Source organism: Chryseobacterium sp. 22543 (assembly GCF_052044565.1).
Taxonomy (GTDB): Bacteria; Bacteroidota; Bacteroidia; order Flavobacteriales; family Weeksellaceae; genus Chryseobacterium.
The window spans coordinates 88,585-109,241 of the sequence record NZ_JBQENH010000002.1 but is presented as its reverse complement, the minus strand read 5'-3'; the positions used below and the strand labels follow the sequence as shown (position 1 = coordinate 109,241).

At 35.6% G+C, this 20,657-nt stretch carries 19 protein-coding genes; 11 read left to right on the top strand and 8 right to left on the bottom strand.

Annotated elements, in window-relative coordinates; all coding sequences use genetic code 11:
- Positions 1 to 75 precede the first annotated feature (75 nt).
- The 3 genes from ACTJIP_RS06355 to ACTJIP_RS06345 are packed head-to-tail and all read left to right on the top strand — an operon-like array spanning position 76 to position 3,549.
- Positions 76 to 207, top strand: a complete 132-nt coding sequence (locus tag ACTJIP_RS06355) for a hypothetical protein (RefSeq protein ID WP_440704262.1) — start codon at positions 76 to 78, stop codon at positions 205 to 207.
- Positions 208 to 1,236, top strand: a complete 1,029-nt coding sequence (locus ACTJIP_RS06350; RefSeq protein WP_440704261.1) for a pesticidal protein Cry7Aa — start codon at positions 208 to 210, stop codon at positions 1,234 to 1,236.
- 45 nt (positions 1,237 to 1,281) lie between these two features.
- Entirely contained in the window at positions 1,282 to 3,549 is a 2,268-nt protein-coding gene (locus ACTJIP_RS06345) for a glycosyltransferase (protein ID WP_410493596.1), read from the top strand.
- A 22-nt stretch (positions 3,550 to 3,571) separates the two neighbouring features.
- Here ACTJIP_RS06345 and ACTJIP_RS06340 read toward each other — a convergent pair whose 3' ends face one another.
- Positions 3,572 to 4,669, bottom strand: a complete 1,098-nt coding sequence (locus ACTJIP_RS06340) for a calcium:proton antiporter (RefSeq protein ID WP_077415529.1) — start codon at positions 4,667 to 4,669, stop codon at positions 3,572 to 3,574.
- A gap of 465 nt (positions 4,670 to 5,134) precedes the next feature.
- Between ACTJIP_RS06340 and ACTJIP_RS06335 the strand changes: the two genes are divergently transcribed.
- The 6 genes from ACTJIP_RS06335 (at position 5,135) to ACTJIP_RS06310 (ending at position 8,617) form a co-directional block, all read left to right on the top strand.
- The gene (locus ACTJIP_RS06335) at positions 5,135 to 5,353 is read left to right on the top strand and encodes a hypothetical protein (protein ID WP_077415531.1); all 219 of its coding nucleotides are present in this window, start codon (positions 5,135 to 5,137) and stop codon (positions 5,351 to 5,353) included.
- A 138-nt stretch (positions 5,354 to 5,491) separates the two neighbouring features.
- Positions 5,492 to 5,830: a cupin domain-containing protein gene (locus tag ACTJIP_RS06330; RefSeq protein ID WP_175627219.1), complete on the top strand. Its 339-nt coding sequence runs from the start codon at positions 5,492 to 5,494 to the stop codon at positions 5,828 to 5,830.
- Positions 5,823 to 6,062, top strand: a complete 240-nt coding sequence (locus ACTJIP_RS06325; protein WP_077415535.1) for a hypothetical protein — start codon at positions 5,823 to 5,825, stop codon at positions 6,060 to 6,062. Before ACTJIP_RS06330 ends, ACTJIP_RS06325 begins: the two co-directional genes overlap by 8 nt.
- Positions 6,059 to 6,856 carry a hypothetical protein gene (locus ACTJIP_RS06320; RefSeq protein WP_077415537.1) on the top strand — a complete coding sequence of 266 codons (798 nt, stop codon included), beginning with the start codon at positions 6,059 to 6,061 and terminating at the stop codon, positions 6,854 to 6,856. The genes ACTJIP_RS06325 and ACTJIP_RS06320 overlap by 4 nt, the downstream gene beginning before the upstream one ends.
- A 43-nt stretch (positions 6,857 to 6,899) precedes the next feature.
- Positions 6,900 to 7,163, top strand: a complete 264-nt coding sequence (locus ACTJIP_RS06315; protein WP_077415539.1) for a heme oxygenase — start codon at positions 6,900 to 6,902, stop codon at positions 7,161 to 7,163.
- A gap of 383 nt (positions 7,164 to 7,546) precedes the next feature.
- Entirely contained in the window at positions 7,547 to 8,617 is a 1,071-nt protein-coding gene (locus tag ACTJIP_RS06310; RefSeq protein WP_440704260.1) for an acyltransferase family protein, read from the top strand.
- Between the two features lie 105 nt (positions 8,618 to 8,722).
- Here the strand turns inward: ACTJIP_RS06310 and ACTJIP_RS06305 are convergent, their stop codons facing one another.
- Both ACTJIP_RS06305 and ACTJIP_RS06300 read right to left on the bottom strand, forming a co-directional pair.
- Entirely contained in the window at positions 8,723 to 10,441 is a 1,719-nt protein-coding gene (locus ACTJIP_RS06305; RefSeq protein WP_440704259.1) for a S41 family peptidase, read from the bottom strand.
- A gap of 67 nt (positions 10,442 to 10,508) precedes the next feature.
- Positions 10,509 to 11,204 (bottom strand): VIT1/CCC1 transporter family protein, encoded by a 696-nt coding sequence (locus ACTJIP_RS06300; RefSeq protein WP_077415545.1) that lies wholly within the window; start codon positions 11,202 to 11,204, stop codon positions 10,509 to 10,511.
- Between the two features lie 217 nt (positions 11,205 to 11,421).
- Here ACTJIP_RS06300 and lgt point away from each other — a divergent pair, with 217 nt between their 5' ends.
- Positions 11,422 to 12,258 carry a prolipoprotein diacylglyceryl transferase gene (gene lgt / locus ACTJIP_RS06295; protein WP_077415547.1) on the top strand — a complete coding sequence of 279 codons (837 nt, stop codon included), beginning with the start codon at positions 11,422 to 11,424 and terminating at the stop codon, positions 12,256 to 12,258.
- Between the two features lie 78 nt (positions 12,259 to 12,336).
- Here the strand turns inward: lgt and ACTJIP_RS06290 are convergent, their stop codons facing one another.
- Positions 12,337 to 13,092 (bottom strand): SDR family oxidoreductase, encoded by a 756-nt coding sequence (locus ACTJIP_RS06290; RefSeq protein WP_077415549.1) that lies wholly within the window; start codon positions 13,090 to 13,092, stop codon positions 12,337 to 12,339.
- 733 nt (positions 13,093 to 13,825) lie between these two features.
- On the opposite strand from ACTJIP_RS06290, the gene ACTJIP_RS06285 reads away from it, so the two are divergent.
- On the top strand, positions 13,826 to 14,248 hold the full coding sequence (locus ACTJIP_RS06285; RefSeq protein WP_077415551.1) for a cold shock domain-containing protein: 423 nt from the start codon (positions 13,826 to 13,828) through the stop codon (positions 14,246 to 14,248).
- A 261-nt stretch (positions 14,249 to 14,509) separates the two neighbouring features.
- On the opposite strand, the gene ACTJIP_RS06280 is transcribed toward ACTJIP_RS06285, so the two are convergent.
- From ACTJIP_RS06280 to ACTJIP_RS06265, 4 genes are read right to left on the bottom strand one after another with little or no spacing between them, the layout of a single operon-like run.
- A complete protein-coding gene (locus tag ACTJIP_RS06280; RefSeq protein ID WP_440704258.1) occupies positions 14,510 to 15,961 on the bottom strand; it encodes a TolC family protein in 1,452 nt (483 codons plus the stop codon).
- On the bottom strand, positions 15,945 to 19,064 hold the full coding sequence (locus tag ACTJIP_RS06275; protein WP_440704257.1) for an efflux RND transporter permease subunit: 3,120 nt from the start codon (positions 19,062 to 19,064) through the stop codon (positions 15,945 to 15,947). Before ACTJIP_RS06275 ends, ACTJIP_RS06280 begins: the two co-directional genes overlap by 17 nt.
- A gap of 28 nt (positions 19,065 to 19,092) precedes the next feature.
- Positions 19,093 to 20,181, bottom strand: coding sequence for an efflux RND transporter periplasmic adaptor subunit (locus ACTJIP_RS06270; RefSeq protein ID WP_440704256.1), 1,089 nt, complete (start codon positions 20,179 to 20,181; stop codon positions 19,093 to 19,095).
- Positions 20,182 to 20,241: 60 nt separating this feature from the next.
- Complete coding sequence (locus tag ACTJIP_RS06265) at positions 20,242 to 20,574, bottom strand: hypothetical protein (RefSeq protein ID WP_440704255.1); 333 nt, start codon at positions 20,572 to 20,574, stop codon at positions 20,242 to 20,244.
- Positions 20,575 to 20,657: the final 83 nt, after the last annotated feature.

The window sequence follows — 20,657 nt, the reverse complement described above, 5'->3', positions numbered from 1 at the left end:
AACAAATTGAAAGACAATTGCAAAGCTTTCCTTTTTTAATGATTGAAATTTACAGGTAACAAAAAATATTTCACAATGTCAAAAGAAAAAGACGGAAGAAAGAAGTCAGATAAAACTCCACCCGCAAAATCCGCAAAAGAGAAACGGGAGGAAAAAATGAATAAACGAAGAGACAGGGAAAACGAAGCCCAAAATACCGGCAACTAAATGGTATCCCTGAAAAAAGACGGAATTATACTCAGAAAAACGACTTTAGACTTTGAGAGTGAAGGTGTTTTAAACCCCGCAGTTGTTAAGGATAACGGAAAAATACATTTATTTTACAGGGCTCTTGCAAAGAATAATTTCTCCAGTATCGGATACTGTATACTATCAGATTATAAGACAATAGAAACCCGGTTGAGCAAGCCGGTTATCATCCCCGAGTTTGAATACGAAAAACATGGTGTTGAAGATCCAAGAATCGTAAAAATCGATCATTTGTTTTATCTTACCTATACCAGTTATGACGGGATTAATGCACTGGGAACACTTGCTGTATCGGAGGATCTTACGTCATGGCAAAAAAAGGGCATAATTGTTCCCAAAATTCCATACAACAAGTTTAGATTTTTATCAGAATCCCAAGGTGAAATAGCAGAAAAGTACAGACGTTTCAACAAACTCCCCCCTACTCTTACAAAGGATAAAGATGTCTTCCTGTGGGATAAAAATGTGATATTTTTCCCAAGAAGGATTAACGGTAAGCTTTATTTTCTTCATCGCATAAGACCCGATATTCAAATTGTAGGTATAAAAAACATTGAAGATCTGAATCCTGATTTCTGGAAAGATTATTTCCTTTACTTTAAAGATCATATTATATTATCTCCCCTGTATGAGCATGAAGTAAGCTACATTGGCGGAGGATGTCCCCCTATAGAAACCGAGCATGGGTGGCTTTTGATATACCATGGCGTACATGATACTATTGAAGGATATGTTTACAGTGCATGTGCTGCTTTACTGGATCTTAATACTCCCGAAAAAGAAATTTCAAGGCTTCCTTACCCTCTTTTCAAACCCGAAGAAGAATGGGAACAGAAGGGAGAAGTGAACAATGTCTGTTTCCCTACCGGAGCCATTGCAGAAGGAGATACACTCCATATTTACTACGGAGCTGCAGATAAAAGAATTGCTGTTGCTTCTTTAAATATCCCGGAATTACTGAAGGAATTACTACAGTATACATCATAACTGACTATTCTATAGAGAATATCATACTTTAAAATAGATATCAACATGAATAAAAATATAAAATCAGACGTGGAGGAAAAGACAAAAAGACGATCTGTCCAAAATAGAAAAAACACAATTAATCATAAACCAGAAATTATCTTTATAAGTACTTTTCCTCCAAAGGTGTGTGGTATTGCAACTTATTGTCAGGATTTAGTAAAATCTCTTCAGATCAAGTTCAATGAATCATTTAACATAATCATCTGTCCAATGGAAACTGAAGAGGAGCATCATCTATATGAAGAAAATCCTGAATATCGCTTAAATACATCCGATGCTATTTCTTATTTGGAGCTGGCTGATAAAATTAACAAAAATGAAAGGATTCAACTGGTTATGCTTCAGCATGAGTTTGGATTTTTCACTGAGGCCAAAAACGGATTGCTGCTTTTTCTTCAAAACTTAGAGAAAGACGTCATCATTACTTTTCACACCGTTTTGCCAAAACCGGACTGGGAGTTAAAAGAAAAAGTAAAAGAAATCAGCAGTTTCTGCAAATCTATTATTGTGATGACAGGTATTTCTGCGGACATCCTTTCTACTGATTATGATATTCCATCTGATAAAATTAAAGTAATCCCCCATGGTACTCACCTGTTACCATTTATCGATAAAATTTCACTGAAAACGAAATACGGATTTAAAGATAAAAAGGTACTTTCAACATTTGGCTTATTGGGTTCTGGTAAAAATATTGAAACCACTTTAGAAGCTCTACCTGAAATCATTGCTCAAAATCCGGATGTAATATTTTTGATTATTGGAAAAACGCACCCTGGTGTCATTAAGTATGAAGGTGAAAAATACCGTGATTTTTTGCAGGACACAATTAAAAGACTCCATTTGGAAAAGCATACTTACTTTATCAATCAATATCTGCCTTTAGATGAGTTGTTAGAATATCTTCAGCTTACCAATATCTATCTTTTCACTTCAAAAGACAGACACCAGGCGGTGAGTGGCACCTTTTCCTATGCTATTAGTTGTGGATGTCCTATTGTTTCTACTCCTATTCCACATGCCCTAGAAGTATTAAATGAAGATCTGGGAATTATTATTGATTTTGAAACTCCGAAACAACTCGCTACTGCTGTGAATACATTACTGAAAAATGAAAACACACAGGAAAAATTACGTTCAAATAGTTTGGAAAAAATGGCTCCCACAGCCTGGGAGAATTCATCTATTTCACACGCCCTATTATTTCAACAATACAGCAAAGACAACATGATATTACATTATACATTCCCCATCATCAATCTTAGCCATATCAAAAATATGACAACAGATTTTGGAATGATCCAGTTTTCTAAAATCAACAAACCTGATATCAATTCCGGGTATACTTTGGACGATAATGCCCGTGCTATGATTGTAGCCTGCAGACATTATGAACTGAGCAGAGATGAATCTGACCTTGATTTAATCTTAACTTATCTAAGGCTTATTAAGTTTTGCCAGCAGCCGGATGGAAGCTTCCTCAATTATATAAACCAACATAAGGAATTTATACAGCAGAATTATGAGACCAATCTTGAAGATTCCAATGGAAGAGCTATCTGGGCACTAGGGTATCTTCTTTCAATAAAAACAATCTTACCGCAACAGTTTTCAGATGAAGCAGAGTCTATCATTGAAAAAAGTCTTTCACCTATTGAGAACATCCATTCTACCCGAGCAATGGCTTTTATCATAAAAGGATTGCATTATCAAAACTCTGAAAACAATATTCCATTATTGAAAAAACTGGCCAATCGACTGGTAAAAATGTATCAGCATGAAAAACACAGAGACTGGCATTGGTTTGAAAGCTATCTTACCTATGGAAACAGTGTTCTCCCTGAGGCTTTATTGTATGCATGGATTACGACCAAAGACGAAATGTATAAGCAAGTTGCTAATGAATCATTCAAATTTTTGCTTTCGAAAATATTTATTAAAGGAGGCATCAAAGTAATATCCAACAAAGGATGGCTTCAGAAAGAAACGGTTAAAAGCCATGAATCAATTGGTGGTGAACAGCCTATTGATGTTGCTTATACCATACTGGCCTTATCTACATTCTATAAGGTTTTTAAGGATGAAAAATACCTGCAGATGATGAGGAATGCTTTTAGTTGGTTTTTAGGAAAAAATCACTTACATCAGATTATTTATAACCCTGCAACAGGTGGATGTTATGACGGCCTTGAAGAGAAAAACGTTAATCTCAATCAGGGAGCGGAATCAACAGTAAGCTATCTAATGGCAAGACTCTGTTTTCCAAAATAACAACCCCTAATTACTCGGTGCTTTATGGAACTATAGTAATAAAAAGGTAAATTAAAAAGATCGCAATCAGTACAATTCCCTGCATAATATTGGTTCTACCCGTTGCCAGTGAAACAGTAATAATAAAAAGCGATAGTCCTAAAAGTATTGTTGATTTGATATCTATTCCCAATGTCATTCGTATACCAGTCATTACAGATATAATGGCAATGGCAGGAATACTCAGTCCTATACTTGCTAAAGCAGAACCAAAAGCCAGATTTAATGAAGTTTGAATTTCATCACTTTTTGCAGCCCTAAACGCAGCCAGACCTTCAGGAAGGAGAACAATACCAGCAATAATGATACCTACAAGAGATCTTGGAGCACCCACTGAAACAACTATATGCTCAACATCCTTTGAAAGAAGCTTTGCCAGAAAAACGACTATTCCCAGGGATAAGATCAATAATATACAACTGATATACAATTGTTTTCGGGAAATCATTTCATGACTACTTTGTACAGGCTCATTTTTGGATAGTTTATTTTGCGGAGAAATAAAAAAGCTTCGGTGTCTAAACGTCTGGATCATAGTAAATCCGAGATAAAGCCCTAAAGAAATCAAGGCAATAAAAAGCAATTGAAAGGATGTATATTCGCCTCCGAGATGACTTATCGTATAATTAGGCAGAATAAGCACAAAAATAATCACGGAGGTAAGCGTAATGAGTGCCGTACTTACCCCCTGCAATGTAAAGCTCTGTTCTCTGTATCTTAATGAACCTATGACAATACAGCTCCCAATAATTCCGGTAAGGATTATCATCACTGCTGCAAAAACCGTATCTCTGGCAAGGGTAATGGTTTCTAAACCTTTTGCTCCCATCATGATAGAAATAATAAGTCCTACTTCTATGACCGTGATGGCAAATGCCAGAAGTAAAGTTCCGAATGGCTCCCCCAAACGATGGGCAATAACTTCAGAATGATACACTGCAGCCAAAACACTTCCTATCAGAAATAAAGTAAGAATCACAGAATAATACCCTGAAGAAAAAACAGAATTTCCAACATACGAAAGCCACGCCAAGATAGGAACTAAAAAAGTCCACATCCATAAATATTTTTTAATATTCATAAAAACACTAATATTTTTTACAGTTGAATGGTCTTTTGGAAAAATTCAATAGATTTATATTTTCCTTTTCAAAACAGTTTTATTAATGATTTGAAGCAGACTAGAGATGACGATATACCGGAAATATTAAATGATGAAAAGAAGAGAATATGCCGGAACTAAGAGTCTAGATCATCAGTTCAATGTAGTTATTCAGCAAGATACGAATAATCAATCACTTATTTGAAATTATATAGTAATATTTTAAGTTTGTAATCATTTCCTAAGGCTCAATAATGTTCGTCACTTCATCAGAGTCACCAACTTTTTACAGCTTATAAACGACCGGATTTCAGATGCTCAAAACAATCCGAAATTTCGTAAAAGTGTGATATCTGCAACATAAAAGAAACAATCTGTAATACAATAGATTATTAAATACCCAACTTTGTACTGTAGCAATGAAGTTACACTAAAATCCACCTTATGGACACAAACCACAACAAAGGCGACAAATTTTTCAAAACTCCTGGAGACTGGATTGAACAGTCAAAACAATTGAAAGAAAAATTCTCAACATTAACGGATCACGATCTGAAATTTGAAGAAGGTAAAGAAAAGGAAATGCTGGAAAGAATCGGAAACAGATTAAGAAAAAACCGTGAAGAAGTTCTCAATATTATCAAAGAAATCAATCTTTCATAAATTGTTTTCAAGGACAGTTAAAGCCAATGAAAAGATATATTTATCAAAAGTTTTACTGGAAAAGGGATGGAATATTAGACAGTTCTGTCCCTTTTATTTACAATACCATCTACTCTTTTTATGTTTAAACCCAATGTGATGAATCATAGAGAACTTGAAAAATCGAAAGTATATATTACCAGCCAGATTGTAGATTACATTCCAAATTCTGTAGTCAGCAAAAAAATAATGGAAAAACTGACCGGCAATATCAGTATTTTATCTTTTGATGACAAAGAAGGGTTATCTGAAAAGATTTCTCCTTTTGACACTGTTGCACAAATTATTGAAGGTAAAGCAGAAATTATTATAGACGGAGCTACTTATTTTATGGAAGAAGGTGAATGCATAATTATTCCTGGCCATATATCTCATTCGATAAAAGGAAATAAACGCTTTAAGATGATCGTAACAATAATAAAAAGTGGCTATGAATAATGTAGATACCATATCAGTTTTAACAAAAAAGATATTAAAAAAAACAGTTGAGATTCAAAAAGAATTTCCTGAACTGTATGACCTTTTAGACGAAACTCCATTATTTTTTTCTTTTGCAGAGAAAAATATTACGATCAAAGATTTAAGACAATATCTTATTTCCCTTATAAGACAGCAAAAATCCTTTGAAAAAGGGACATCAAAAAAAATAATATACAATAACTCCCAATGAAAAAGCTGACTAATCATCCAAAGAACAAATTGGGACTCAGAAATAAAAAAAATATTTCAAGAAGGGCCTATTACTCACAATTTGTTTCTTTATTTTACATCAGAAATACCAACATCACCTTAGAAAGAGACACGAAGGAAGTTCTTCGCATGTTAAAGGAATTACAGATTCTCAATAACAAATCAAGATTGGTATTTAGTACTCATTGCAGTTTAAGCCAGCATAATCTGTGGCAGTCTGTTTTAGAAGATCTAAGCGACAGTATAAAATACATTAGAATACAGTTTGAATATTTATTGGAGAATATTATTAAAAGAAATAAAATCAATTCACTCATATTCTGGAAGCAAAACAAAACCTATACAGATGAGCTGGAAGCAAGCCATAAAAAACTCATCCATTTGGCTATCCAAATTTTACCGGAAGAAGAAAGGTTATCATGGAAAACAGGTATTTGTAACTTTTATGATGAAATTTTTTCTTTATTCATTCCACTTATTGGTATGTGCAGGCTTGAATCTGACTTTATAGAAAAATATTCGCCTAAAATCTTTAACCAAACCACTATGGATATTATTAAAGATATTCCAAAAAATTACACATTACAGGAAGCAAAGAAATATGAACACGAATACTTAAAAGTATTAACTAACTACAGTCATGAATTCTATAGAAAAAATAATTTTTGGAACAGCTTACTATATATACTTTCAGGAGGCATGTACGCATTGCCGTCAGAGCATACTCTATCCAAAAAATGGATCAATAGAAAAATGAAAGATAAACTTTCTTAATGAACCTCACCCTACATTTTTCATCTTATTAAATATTTTTGCAATGAAAACAATACATTTCTTTCGATTTAACGATTATATTTTCCGTAAAATTCCTTTTTTTAAGGAAGAACACAGACTGAAAACCGATGTAACAGAACTTGATTTAATGGATATTGAAATAGTAACCGAATATATCGTAAAAACAGATGATGATTTTAGCTTCGACAACACATCAAGAAATGATCTTCTATCAATGTGCAAAAAAGCTCAAAAAACAATTGAACATTACTTTGTGATAAAATTAGATCAATATGATTTTATATGAAATTATTATTTATTGTCCTCAAGAGCTTCATACTCAATAAAACTGTTGATGATAATTATACCTTACAGTTTCTCTGATAAATAAAAAAAACGCTCTCGTTTTCATGTTACTGTAGTGTCAATAAAAATTGTTAAGTTGCTATAAAATTGAAGTCTTTACTAAATATCTTATTAAAATAATTTGTAGAACAAACCAGACAAATAAAGCCAATTAAAGTTCATACAATAAATAATTTCACTTTTACTCTTGTTGTTATAACTCTTATTTTTCAAATATTAATATAATAATCTAAGCCTAAACAGATTCATTAATAAAGTATTAGTAATATTATTTTTTAACACATTCAGATTTTAATTTTCTTTACTTTTGCGGAAAATTTTTTTATGAAGATAAGATTTGAGTTTCTTGATGGAATAAGAGGAATTTCTGCGTTATGGGTAGTTTTGTATCATTCTTTATTATTTAATGGCTATTCTGCAGCTCATGATATTAAATGGTCTAATGACCTTGTTCTCTATTTTATACAAAAAGCTACGTCAATTGGTCATTTGGCAGTATCTATATTTATAGTTCTTTCCGGTTTTTGCCTTGCGATTCCAGTGGTTAACAATAATATGGAAATAAAGGGAGGGTTTAAAAGATATATTAGCAGAAGAGCCAAAAGGTTAATTCCGCCCTATTATATTGCATTATTGTTATCAGTATTAATGATTTTATGTTTCCCCTTATTACAAACAGCACAAAATACAGCTTGGGATAGCAAAATACCTGTCACTTTTTGGTCTGTTATCAGTCATATTGGATTATTTCATAATTTAAATTCTTCATGGGTTTATAAGATCAATGGAGCACATTGGTCCATAGCTACAGAATGGCAGATTTATTGGCTTTTTCCTCTCATGCTTATACTTTGGAAAAAAACTAATAAATATGTCTCATTTATTACATTCGCTTTATTGGCATTATTATTAAAAAAGCTGATTCCAATGGCAAAACCTGAATTTATAATTCTATTTTTCATGGGAGTTATCTGTTGTTATTTATCATTTAAAAAGACAACAATCAATAAATTTTTAATTCCTTTAGCTGTAATTCTTTTCATAGGAAGTTTATCACTATTCGCATTATTAGATATTAACAGTTTTTTAATGATATTAATTACAGGGGTAACTTTCTCTTTTTTATTGTATTCATTAGTCACATACAAAAAAGCAACAGGAAAATCAATCATTATTCTTGAAAGCAAACCATTAGAATTTTTAGGAAAAATATCATACAGTTTATATCTTATACACGGTCCGTTCCTTGCATTAATAAATCTTTATTTATTAAAAAACTTTGAACTCACAGATGATATCCGGCAATGGGTGATCTTTGCATTTATTTTTATTTTTATTATCCCTATAACCACTATTTTTTATCACCTGGTTGAAAAGAGATTTCTAAATAAGTAATAATTACCTCTCATGAAATAAAATATGAGAATAGTTTATTAATACAAAAGACCACCTGCGTTTTGCAGGTGGTCTTTTTCTTTTATCTAACTCATCTTTTTTTAACTAATTCAATCCTTTTAAAACTGCTTCAAGCTCCAGATCCCGTTTCTGAATAATATCATCATCAGAATACTCAATGAATTCATTGATCCTCACACCTACTTTTTGAGTCTGGGAATTGTCATAATAAAAAATACCATTTCCGGTAAATTCCAAGTTATATCCGGCAGGCAGTTTCAATGTTCTGATGTCACCATCTGCACCTGCTGTTCTTTGGCCGATGGTTTTGGACTGAGGAAAAATATTCTGAAGATTCATTGTATTCCATTCACTCATACTTAAGGTCTCCGGATTGACAATCATAAATACCTTTCCCGTGTATGGATGGATGGTTTTATTTTTAATATCAGAATAATAAGTCCCAAAATCTTTATAACTGATTGGAATATAGGTCCCGATATTTTTCACGTTGGGTTTATAGTATTTTCCAAAATGGTTCTCTACGGGCGAGAAGTATTTGTAGACATAATAGAATACAAATCCACCCCAATCCGGATATCCTCTCATATCAAAGACAATAGCCTTTTTTGATGATGCTTCTTGGAAAATAGAATCCATATGATCATCCAGCTTATCATCAGCTATATTGTTTGTAAAAGCAAAAGCATCATTGATTTTAAAATAGGCAATATCTTTATGATCAATTTTGTACTGCTGCTTAAGGCGGGTTTTATTTTGGATGTACTCTGTTACTATTGCTCGTTGTTGTTTGTCTGTGAAATTAATAAACTCTGTATCTGCGTGATAGGCTTTATTATCCTTTGACACTACTTTTAAGTCTTTACGAGGCTGATCATCAGGCCAGATCAGATTTCTCTGGTAATCTGACATCAGATACAACAACGTTTCAGGATTAGAGGTGGAAAGTAATTCTTTCTTTTCTTTAATAATCTGACGGATACTTTTACCTCCAACCTCCGTTATTCTATCTCCAATATGAATATTAGCTTTGGAACAGATTTCAGGTACAAGAAGCTGGGTCACCAATATATGATCTTTCAATATCACATAATTAAAGGGAGGAAAATATGATCTGTAGAAAATTTCATTTTTATAATTAAGCTGATCATAAAACCTGAAAGAATGGGTATCTTCCATTGAGGAAACTACTTTTGCCAGAATAATCTCAAACTCTTTTCTTGAAGTACAGTGAACAGTTTGGTCTGTTAAATCCGAGAAATAGGCTTCAGTATTTTTATCCATCAGATATTTATGTGGATAAAGATAATCAATCGCACCCTGCAATTTGGCCAATGTCAGCAAACGGTAGGCAAGCGGCAGATTCTCATCTTTTTTAAATTCGTTTGTCTCAGAAGCAAGTATTTTTTCTTTCTGATCAGCATCAGCAATGAATCTATGGCTGTAGATATCATTCAGTACTATTTTGTTTTCTGAACTGACTTTTTTATTGTTCTGATACCATCTGAAGTCTTGATTGACAGAGAGTACATCTTTCGGAGTATCAATAACCGGAGCACCGGAAAATTTATGATTCAGATTTGCTGATAAAAAGGTAATAACTGCATTTTCATCTGATTTTTCATTCACTCTCCCAATAGTCTCCAAAAACAGGCTGTCGGCATCTTTTTTTCCGCTGGCAACATCAGGATGATAATATTTTATGAAATTCCAGGTCTTCATAAAATAGGCGTAGCTATTTTTTTGAGCGCAAACAGTTGCATTAATAACAACCACAAAAAACAAAATAAAAATATTCTTCATTTATCTGAATTTGTGATGTAAAATACACTTTTTAAGGCATATAAAATGTAAATAATTTTTACAGACTTTACGCTACATTAACTCCAAAAATGTGCCCTACAAATGCTGTAATTCCCATTGCAACAGTTCCCCAGAAACAGATCCTCAATACGGCTACTTTAATACTGGAACCTCCCGCTTTGGCAGAGATTGCTCCCAAAAGCATTAAAAATATAATTGAAAATCCATATTGGAAATACACCATTTGTTTAAGTGGTGCTAAAAGAGAAACGCTAAACGGCAATAAAGCCCCCACAGCAAATGAACTGAATGAAGCCATCGCTGCCTGCAATGGTTTCGCCTGCGTTATTTCATTAATACCTAATTCATCACGGGCATGTGCTCCCAATGCATCGTGTTCCGTAAGTTCAACTGCTACCTGCATTGCTGTCTCTTTGGTACATCCTCGTTTCTCATACACTTTGGCAAGCTCTCTAAGTTCTATTTCAGGCATTTCTTCAAGCTCACGTTTTTCACGAAGTAAATCTGCTTTCTCGGTATCTTCCTGCGAACTCACGGAAACATATTCCCCCGCTGCCATAGACATCGCTCCGGCAATCATACCTGCCAGTGCCGCAAGAATAATAATATGCCGGTCTGGTTCTGCGGCTGCAACCCCAATGACAATACTTGTGGTGGACAACAAACCGTCATTCGCTCCCAATACAGCTGCACGAAGCCAGCCTACCCTGTTTACATAATGTTTCTCCAACTGATGATGCATAGCTTTTTATTTTGGCGGTCCCCTAAAGTTACCAAATGTTTCATCAAGAATCATTTTAAATTATGTTCATTCTTACCCCGGATAAAGATCTCGTATGCTCAGAAACAGAATTCTATCTGATGTACAAACGAACCCTTAGCATTCTGAAAATCAAATTGAAAAACAGTAAAATACTTCCATTCAGTTCAGAAATTCCTATTTTCTTATCTTTGCAGGAATGAATTTATTATATATCAACTGGGATGTGAATCCCGAAATCGTCAATATCTTAGGATTTCCTTTAAAATATTACGGGCTGCTATTTCTTGCAGGACTGGTTTTATGTTTAAATATTTTAAAACGTATTTATAAAAAAGAAGGCCTTAGTTCGCAGGCTCATGAAGCTTTATTCTCTTATGCACTTATAGGAATTTTGGTGGGTGCCAGATTGGGGCACTGTCTTTTTTATGATTTTGATTATTATTCCCAGCATCCGCTTGAAATATTGCTGCCAATTCAGAAAGGAGTAGACGGAACCTATCACTTTACAGGATTTGCAGGACTTGCCAGCCATGGTGGTGGTATCGGATTGGTGATCATGCTTCTCATCTATGCGAGAAAATTTTCTATCCCGTTCATGACGGTTTTAGATGCTATAGCGATTGTACTTCCGTTGGGTGGTACTTTTATAAGGCTTGCCAATCTTATGAATTCTGAGATCATAGGAGTTCCTACGGACGTTCCATGGGCTTTTATTTTCCATCAGGTAGATAATCTTCCGAGACACCCTGCCCAACTTTATGAAGCGATCTCTTATTTTATTATTTTCCTTTCTGTGTATTTTATTTATAAGAAAAACATATTTAAAATCGGAAAAGGGTTTTATTTCGGAATCAGTATTCTGCTGATCTTCATTATGAGAATTCTGATTGAGTTCATCAAGGTAGACCAGGTAGAATTTGAGCACGGAATGATTCTGAATATGGGACAGCTGCTAAGTATTCCTTTTATTCTTCTCGGTTTATTCTTTATCATCAAAAGTATATTGGAAAAAGGAAAGGTAAAAACCACTTAATTTTCTGATTTTCTTCTAAAATAAAAACTCACTGAAAACAGTTTTCAGTGAGTTTCTTTTTTATGATTATCTGATAGATTATCTTGTGGTATATCCTCCGTTAGCAAAAATGGTCTGCCCGGTAATCCACCAGCCTTCTGTTACCAGAAATTCTACCAGCGGAGCGATATCTTTTATATTTGTAAGTCCTCCCAATGCTGATGCTGATTTATGATAAGCAACGGCATCATCTGTTTCCTGTCCATAGAAGAAAGGAGTATCCATTGGTCCAGGGGCTACAGCCGTTACAGAAATTCCTCTTGCTCCGAATTCTTTAGAAGCAGCTCTTGTAAAATGCTCTACAGGTGCCTTTGCTCCGGCATAAGTAGAATACAGTCCTGTGTAAGCAGCCAGCAGTGAAGTAACAATGGTACAGATCTTCCCGTGATCGTTCAGTTTTTTACCTGCTTCCTGCAAAAAGAAGTAAGCTGATTTTGAATTGACATTGAACATGGTATCATATTCCGCTTCTGTAGTCTCTGAAAATGGTTTTTTCAGTACCATTCCTACGGTATTGATTGCAATATCAATCCCTCCGAAACGGGAAATTGTTTCATCAAAGAATTTTGTAATATTGTCTACTTTGGTAAGATCTCCTTGGAACAAAAATGCTTCTGCTCCTAATGCCTGTACCTCAGCAAGTGTTTTTTCGCTATCTGCTTTTGAACTTTCACTGTTATAATGTATTGCCAGTTTTGCTCCTTTCGCAGCAAAATCTCTACTTAAAAGTCCTCCAAGGTTTTTACCTCCTCCGGCAATTAAAACAACTTTTCCTTTTACATTTTGTGTTGACATCGATTTTATTTTTAAATGTTAATGAGACAAAGATGAATAATAAAAATGGTCTCAACATGGTGAAGTTTTCGGGAATTTTAGAAAACTGCAAAGTGATTATCAGCTGATATTATGATTCTCAATGTAAACTAAGACAGAAACATTTATTTTTTTTATAAACAACATTTTTTAATAGAATGCTATTTACCAGCCAGATATGACCCAAAACACCCCTTTCATATTAAACAAAGTTATATAATTCACTATTACGCATCAATTTTAGGCATAACATTTGATGCTTTTCCAGCCGTATTATACACCACTTCATTTTTATAATATATTTTTTTATAATCCTCAGTCTTCTGAGGATTTTTTTATGCCCTTGTTCTGGCTCTCATTATCGTCTTACATTCAGACTATAAAGGTATCCCGGCAGATCTGCCGTAAAACCATTTCTGATAATCAATCATTTAAAACCTGATAATTCATTTTATTGTTGTATATTTGTACATTAAATAACCAAGTCTATACTTTGTTTTCTGTAACGACCCGAATATTTTTTATTCAGTCTTTGCTTTTTGAGCAGCCATATTTTAAACTTTTATTCTTCTACTAAGAACAATACTTGTCGGAATTTTAAAGCTCTGTATGATTGGGATTATCCAAAACAGAAAACATAGCCAGGCTTTATAAGGTCTAAAACGGACCAGATTGAACCAATTAATTTATAGAAACTAAATACTAAAAATAATTTATGGCAGATTCTTTTTCTAAAAAGGAAAATTTCAAGAAAAAAATTCAAAAGCAAAAAGAAAAGGCGCTAAGACGCGAAGATCGTAAGACGAACAACAACAAAGGAGCGGAGGACGTCTACATGTATGTAGATGAATTCGGAAGATTAACATCTACTCCACCTGAACAAAGACAGGAAGTAAACCTTGATGATATTCAATTGGGAGCAGCTCCTATTATTGAGGAAGATCCAAGAAAAACTGGAATTGTTACTTTCCTTAGTGAAAAAGGGTATGGCTTCATCACCGAAGATAATAACAAAGAAAATATCTTCTTCCACAACAACAACTGTGTGGAGCCGGTAAAAAAAGGAAACAAAGTATCTTTCGAAAAAGAGAAGTCTCCTAAAGGATTTTCAGCTGTTGAAATCCAGATTGTTAAATAATACTTACACATAAAATGATTCTGCCTGTAAAGCAGGTTTGTTTTAAGAAATATAGAAAGGGACTGTCTCAATGAGACAGTCTCTTTTTTTGGACATATAAAAAAAAGTTAACTCAACTTATAAAAAAGTTAGATTCTAACGCAATATCCTTGAATTATTTTAATTACCATTACGGGAACCCGCAGAACATAGTTAAAGTTTAAAAATATAAAATAAGCTGTCTTTTTGGACAGCTTATTTCATCATAAAAAAAAGTAAAAATTAATCCAGTTTCCCACCCAGCGCTTTAAACAGCAGGACGTTATTTCTGGTATTCTGGTGCTGGAACTGTAATAAATCCAGTTCAGCAGTCAGTTTGCTCTTCTGAGAGTTGATCAGTTCAAAATAATTGGCATATCCTGTCAGATAGAGATCGTTGGAAACCTCCACCCCACGATCAAGAAAACCTACTTCCTCTGATTTCAGTTTCAGAACACGTTCATAGATCTTAGTCTGTTTCAGGATCGACTGAAGCTCATTAAAAGCAGTCGTAATACTTTTCTGGTAGTTTAAAAAAGCAATTTCCTGCTCCTTACTCGCTACCTTGAATTCATATTTCAGTTGTCCTTTATTAAAAACAGGCACCATCAATCCACCCAACAATTGCCCTGCCAGTGAACTTGGTTTAAAAAATGTCTCTATAGAGAAAGAATTCAGTCCGAAGCCGGCTCCAAGATCAATTTTAGGATAAAATGCAGCCCTTGCAGCTTTTGCATCAGCCTGAGAAGCCTCTAAAACATAATAGTTTGCGGCTACATCCGGTCGGGAATGAATAACTCCTTCTACATTAATTGTTTTATTTAAGACTTCCATATTGGTAGGCATCAATATTTTTCCGCGTTTTACATCTCCGCCATAACTTCCCGTGAGTGTAGTAATAGCCTGTTCTACAGTAACAATTTCTACCCTTATGTGTTCAATCTCTGCCAGCCAGTTGTTATTCTGCGCTTTGAACTGCTGTACAGCTAATTCTGTAGCTTTTCCCACTTCACGCTGCGCCAGAACAATTTCAAATGCTCTCTGCTGGAGGTTGTAATTCTTCTGGTAAATAGCAAGACGATTGTCTAAAGCCACCAGCTGATAATATAAATTGGCAATATCTGTAAAAAGTTCTACCTGCAGCAGTCTCAGCCCTTCTGTGGAAGCCAGATATTTCTTCTGGGCAGCAATCTTTTTGTTTTTCAGTTTGCCCCACGCATCAATTTCCCAGCTGCTCCTTGCTCCAAGCCCGTAATTAGGCGTAAAATTTCTATTGATCTTCTGATCTTCCGTAATATTGGGAGAAAGATTGGTATCATAGTTCCCGACTCCTTCCATGGTATATTTTCCATACCGGTTGCCGGAAGCCTCTACTCCTACTTCAAGGGAAGGCAGTAAATCCATTTTTGATCTTTGAAGGAAACTGTTGGCAATCTCCACTCTTTGCTGCGCAATCTGGAAATCCGGATTGGCCTGAACCACTTTATCAAAAAGTTCGAGCAGCTGCGGATCTGTAAAATAAGCCTTTAAGTTGATCTGCTGGAATTCATCCGGAGATTTATTGTTATCAGCTTTGATAATTTCCTCTGGCAATTCCTGAGCTTTTTTCAATTCGGTTACTTTTGGAACAGCACATGAAACCAGGCTTAGTGAAGCAATTCCGTATATTATATTTCTATTATTTAATCTTTTCATCTTTCTTCTTATTTTCAAGTTTTGCAAAGAATATATACAGTCCCGGAATCACTACCAATCCGAAGATGGTTCCTATCAGCATTCCTCCTGCTGCTGCTGTACCAATGGAACGGTTACCTATTGCTCCTGCTCCTGATGCAATACATAATGGAATAAGCCCTGCTACGAATGCAAAAGAGGTCATCAGAATAGGTCTCAGACGCTGTCTGGCTCCTTCAATTGCTGCAGGAATGATATCGTATCCCTGTTTATTTCTTGCCACCGCAAATTCTACGATCAGGATAGCATTTTTAGCCAAAAGTCCAATCAGCATCACCAATGCTACCTGTGCATAAATATTATTATCCAATCCCATAAGTACCAATGCGATATAGGAACCAAAGATTCCCGTTGGAAGGCTTAATAATACCGGCATAGGAAGAAGGAAGCTTTCATATTGTGCCGCCAGTAAAAGATAGACGAATAAAAGGCAGATCGCGAAAATATAAACAGTCTGGTTTCCTGATAAGATTTCTTCTCTTGTCATCCCGGACCACTCAACATCAAATCCTCTTGGCAGAGTTTCTTTGGCAACACGTTCTACAGCAGCAATAGCATCCCCGGAGCTGTATCCGTCCGCAGGTTCTCCATTGATCATCGCAGACATATACATATTGTATCTCGTCAGTACTTCAGGTCCGTATACTTTTTCAATGGTGATGAAGGTAGAGAAGGGAATCATTTCACCTTTATCATTCTTTAAATATAAATTCAGAATACTTTCAGGGGTATCCCGATGCTCCGGACTTGCCTGTACCATCACTTTATACATCTGACTGAAACGGATAAAATTCGTGGCATAATAGGATCCCAGCATGGTCTGTAATGTGGACATCGCATTGTCTACCGAAACTCCTTTCTTCGCTGCCATATCATAATCCACATTGATCATATATTGCGGGAAAGTGGCATCAAAACTGGTAAAACTGTTCTGCAGCTCCGGAGCTTCATTTAGTTTTTTAACAAAGTCCTTGGTGATTTTATCTGTGTTCTCAATGGTTCCTCCGGTTCTGTCCAGCAAACGCAGTTCAAAACCACTGGTATTACCGAATCCCGGAACTGTGGGCGGGGCAAAGATCTCAATCTGGGCATCTGCAATGCTTTTAGTTTTATCAGAAAGCTCCGTGATCAGATTGTTCACTGAAATATTTCTTTCTTTCCAGTCTTTAAGATTGATCATCGCCATTCCGTAGGATGAACCTGCGATTTCCGTTACAATACTGTACCCTGCAAGAGTGGTCACGTTTTCTACTCCATTAATTTTCTTGGCAATAACAGTCACTTCATCCAGCACTTTTTCAGTTCTTTCTACCGTTGCTCCCTGCGGAGTAGTGACACTTACATACACCATTCCCTGATCTTCCATTGGAATAAATCCGGTTGGCAGGAATTTGCTGGTCACAAAAGTCAATCCAACGAATAAAAATAACAGTCCAAAAGTAACCATAGTTCTCGTCGCAAATTTTGATAGAATACTTACATATCCATTGGTCAGCCTTTCAAAACCTGTATTGAAACTCTGGAAAGCTCTGTCAATGATTGTTTTCTTTTTATCATGATTGTGAGGTTTTAAAATAATCGCACAAAGCGCTGGCGTAAGAGTCAATGCATTCACTCCGGAAATCACAATACTGATTGCCAATGTCAGTGAGAACTGACGATAGAATACTCCTACCGGACCATCAAGAAATGCTACAGGAATAAATACTGCTGACATTACGATGGTAATAGCCACTACCGCTCCTGCAATTTCTTTGGTTGCACTGATGGTTGCATCCATTGCATTCATTCCTTCTTCCATTTTCACATGGACGGCTTCAACGACGACAATGGCATTATCAACCACAATTCCGATGGCAAGAACCAATGCAAACAATGTTAAAAGGTTAACAGAGAAATCAAGCATATTCATGAAGGCAAAAGTTCCTACCAATGCTACCGGAACAGCCAACACAGGAATCAAAGTGGAACGCCAGTCCTGAAGGAAGATAAACACCACAATTCCTACCAGAATAAAGGCTTCAATAAGAGTTGTCAGTACCGCACTGATGGAAGCATCCAGGAATCTGGAAACATCATACGCCATATTGTACTCCATTCCGGGTGGGAAAGATGTGACTTTTAATTCTTCCATTTTTGCTTTTACACTTTCAATAACCTCGGAAGCATTGGAACCGGGACGTTGTTTCATCATGATGGATGCGGATGGTCTTCCGTCTGTTTTGGAAACCATTCCGTAGTTCATCGCTCCGAATTCAACTTTAGCAATGTCTTTAAGCTTTAAAATTGTTCCGTCAACATCAGATCTGATGGGAACTTCTTCATATTGTTTAGGCTCAAAAAACTTCCCTTTATATTTGATCACATATTGAAGCTGACTGGAAGTCTTCCCTGACGTTTCTCCAACTTTTCCGGGCGCTGCAGAAATATTCTGTTTTTGTAATGAAGTGATCACTTCATCCGCAGAAATATTGTAAGCCGCCATTTTCTGTGGATCCAGCCATACTCTCATCGAATATTCTTTCTGCCCCATAATCTCGGCACGGCCAACTCCATCAATACGTTTCAATTCCTGAAGGACATTAATATCCGTAAAATTATAGATGAACTGTTCATCCTGGCTCGGATCTGTACTTGTGATATTGAGGTACATCAGCATACTGTTTACCTCTTTTTCAGTGGTAACTCCGGCTCTGATTACCTCTTCAGGAAGTTCGTCAAGAATGGTTGTCACCCTGTTCTGGACGTTTACCGCTGCTACATCAGGATCTATTCCCACTTCAAAGAACACCTGAATAAGGGTAAGTCCGTCATTGGAAGTAACCGTAGACATATATGTCATTCCCGGCACTCCATTGATAGCACGTTCCAGTGGAAGAGCTACAGCATTGGCAGATACTTCCGCATTAGCTCCTGTATATTTTGCCGTAACGGTTACTGAGGGCGGTACGATGTCCGGAAACTGGGTGATCGGCATCTTCAGCAATGCCATAATTCCCAGTAATACAAATAATATGGAAATAACCAACGAAAGAACCTTTCGTCTTATAAACATTTCTACCATAGTCAATAGATTTAAAGATTATGAAAGGTTAATATTTCTTTTTGATTTTGATGATATCACCATCTTTCAAAGACTGAGTCCCTTCATAAATGATTAAATCTCCTTTTTTAAGGCCGCTTTCTACCATATAAGAATCCCTTAAGGTATTTCCGATCTTAATACTGGTCATTTTCACTTTATTCTGTTTATCCACAACAAAAACATAGGTCTTATCCTGGATGGAGAAGGTAGATTTTTGTGGAATAAGAATCGCATTATTCTGTTGTTCAGAAATAATAAGTTTCCCGGAAGTCCCGTGTTTAATCAGACGGTCCGGATTCGGGAAAAGTACTTTATAACGAATGGAACCCGTGGCTCTGTCGATTTCCCCTTCAGCGGTTTTTAAAGCGCCGTTGAACTGATAATTGACTCCATTGGGCAGCGTCAGCTCTATCTTTTGATGACTTCCGATCTTATCGTTGGCCAAAAGCTCAAAATACAGATTTTCAGGAATGGAAAAATACGCATATACTTCATTCAATTGAGACAGCGTAGTCAATAACGTCCCATTTTCTACCAGACTTCCGTCTTTATGAGGAATCACGTCAATTACCCCATCAAAAGGTGCCGTGATCTTTGTAAAGCTTATTTTCTGAAGAACCGTTCTCTTTTCTGCATCGGCAAAAGCATGTTTTGCTTTGGCAGAGGACAGTTTTGCTTTCACCATTTCCAATTCGTTATTGGCTACAAATTTTTTAGCATGAAGACTCTGAATCTGCTTCAGTTCTACTTCTGCTATACGAACATCAGCTTCAGTCTGCTTTAATGTCGCATTAGCTTTCAGAAGTTCCATCTGCAGCTCAGCATCATTGATTTTAAATAAAGCCTGCCCCTGATGTACAAATTGTCCCTCGTTTACATAAATATGCTGTATAATACCTCCGATTCTGGACCGCATTTCAACATTTTTTTTAGCCTGGATATCGGTGACAAACTGGTTGCTTACCAGTGTATCTTTTTCTTTGATTTCCAGTACGGGAACTTCTTTGTCTTTTTTATTATTTTTCTCCTTGTCTTTACTGCATGACACAGCGAATAATGTTGCCATAAAGCAAATTATCACAGTTTTAAAATACATTTTTAAATGTTTAAGTTATAAAATTTTCGTTAAAGCAATTTGATATTCAATAACTTAAACCTAGTACAACTGGAGAAGATGGAGAAAGGATTTAACTCCACAAATAGTAGATACAGCAATCTCCGGAAGGATGATTTTCGAAATAACTTTTAAAATTCCTGAAAAATCCGCAATTGCGGGATCACTTTTTTTGACGGAATGTTTTACAATTTTGGCAGCTGCAGGCAATGCATGCGTGTTCATATCTGCCTCTTCGTACACATCCAGAAGATGAATATTGGTTACATGGGGAACATGAGGAATATTCTGCAATGATTTTTCTGCCCAATTCGAATTGAAAAGGGTAAAAACCAGCATGATATAAAATAAGATAAATGACCTCAGACCTGCCATGTCAACCAGAACACATTAGTTTTTTAGTAAAAACGATATGGTGCAAAAGTAGTGATTTCTACTGGGAAATCCGATCATTGAAC

Bases quoted from the DNA above. Each gene is read 5' to 3' on its own strand.
- ACTJIP_RS06345 (WP_410493596.1), top strand. From the start codon at position 1,282: ATGAATAAAAATATAAAATCAGACGTGGAGGAAAAGACAAAAAGACGA.
- ACTJIP_RS06280 (WP_440704258.1), bottom strand. From the start codon at position 15,961: ATGAAAAGATTAAATAATAGAAATATAATATACGGAATTGCTTCACTA.
- ACTJIP_RS06325 (WP_077415535.1), top strand. From the start codon at position 5,823: ATGAATAATGTAGATACCATATCAGTTTTAACAAAAAAGATATTAAAA.
- lgt (WP_077415547.1), top strand. From the start codon at position 11,422: ATGAATTTATTATATATCAACTGGGATGTGAATCCCGAAATCGTCAAT.
- ACTJIP_RS06335 (WP_077415531.1), top strand. From the start codon at position 5,135: ATGGACACAAACCACAACAAAGGCGACAAATTTTTCAAAACTCCTGGA.
- ACTJIP_RS06350 (WP_440704261.1), top strand. From the start codon at position 208: ATGGTATCCCTGAAAAAAGACGGAATTATACTCAGAAAAACGACTTTA.
- ACTJIP_RS06285 (WP_077415551.1), top strand. From the start codon at position 13,826: ATGGCAGATTCTTTTTCTAAAAAGGAAAATTTCAAGAAAAAAATTCAA.
- ACTJIP_RS06270 (WP_440704256.1), bottom strand. From the start codon at position 20,181: ATGTATTTTAAAACTGTGATAATTTGCTTTATGGCAACATTATTCGCT.
- ACTJIP_RS06305 (WP_440704259.1), bottom strand. From the start codon at position 10,441: ATGAAGAATATTTTTATTTTGTTTTTTGTGGTTGTTATTAATGCAACT.
- ACTJIP_RS06315 (WP_077415539.1), top strand. From the start codon at position 6,900: ATGAAAACAATACATTTCTTTCGATTTAACGATTATATTTTCCGTAAA.
- ACTJIP_RS06310 (WP_440704260.1), top strand. From the start codon at position 7,547: ATGAAGATAAGATTTGAGTTTCTTGATGGAATAAGAGGAATTTCTGCG.
- ACTJIP_RS06300 (WP_077415545.1), bottom strand. From the start codon at position 11,204: ATGCATCATCAGTTGGAGAAACATTATGTAAACAGGGTAGGCTGGCTT.
- ACTJIP_RS06330 (WP_175627219.1), top strand. From the start codon at position 5,492: ATGAATCATAGAGAACTTGAAAAATCGAAAGTATATATTACCAGCCAG.
- ACTJIP_RS06320 (WP_077415537.1), top strand. From the start codon at position 6,059: ATGAAAAAGCTGACTAATCATCCAAAGAACAAATTGGGACTCAGAAAT.
- ACTJIP_RS06265 (WP_440704255.1), bottom strand. From the start codon at position 20,574: ATGGCAGGTCTGAGGTCATTTATCTTATTTTATATCATGCTGGTTTTT.
- ACTJIP_RS06275 (WP_440704257.1), bottom strand. From the start codon at position 19,064: ATGGTAGAAATGTTTATAAGACGAAAGGTTCTTTCGTTGGTTATTTCC.
- ACTJIP_RS06355 (WP_440704262.1), top strand. From the start codon at position 76: ATGTCAAAAGAAAAAGACGGAAGAAAGAAGTCAGATAAAACTCCACCC.
- ACTJIP_RS06290 (WP_077415549.1), bottom strand. From the start codon at position 13,092: ATGTCAACACAAAATGTAAAAGGAAAAGTTGTTTTAATTGCCGGAGGA.
- ACTJIP_RS06340 (WP_077415529.1), bottom strand. From the start codon at position 4,669: ATGAATATTAAAAAATATTTATGGATGTGGACTTTTTTAGTTCCTATC.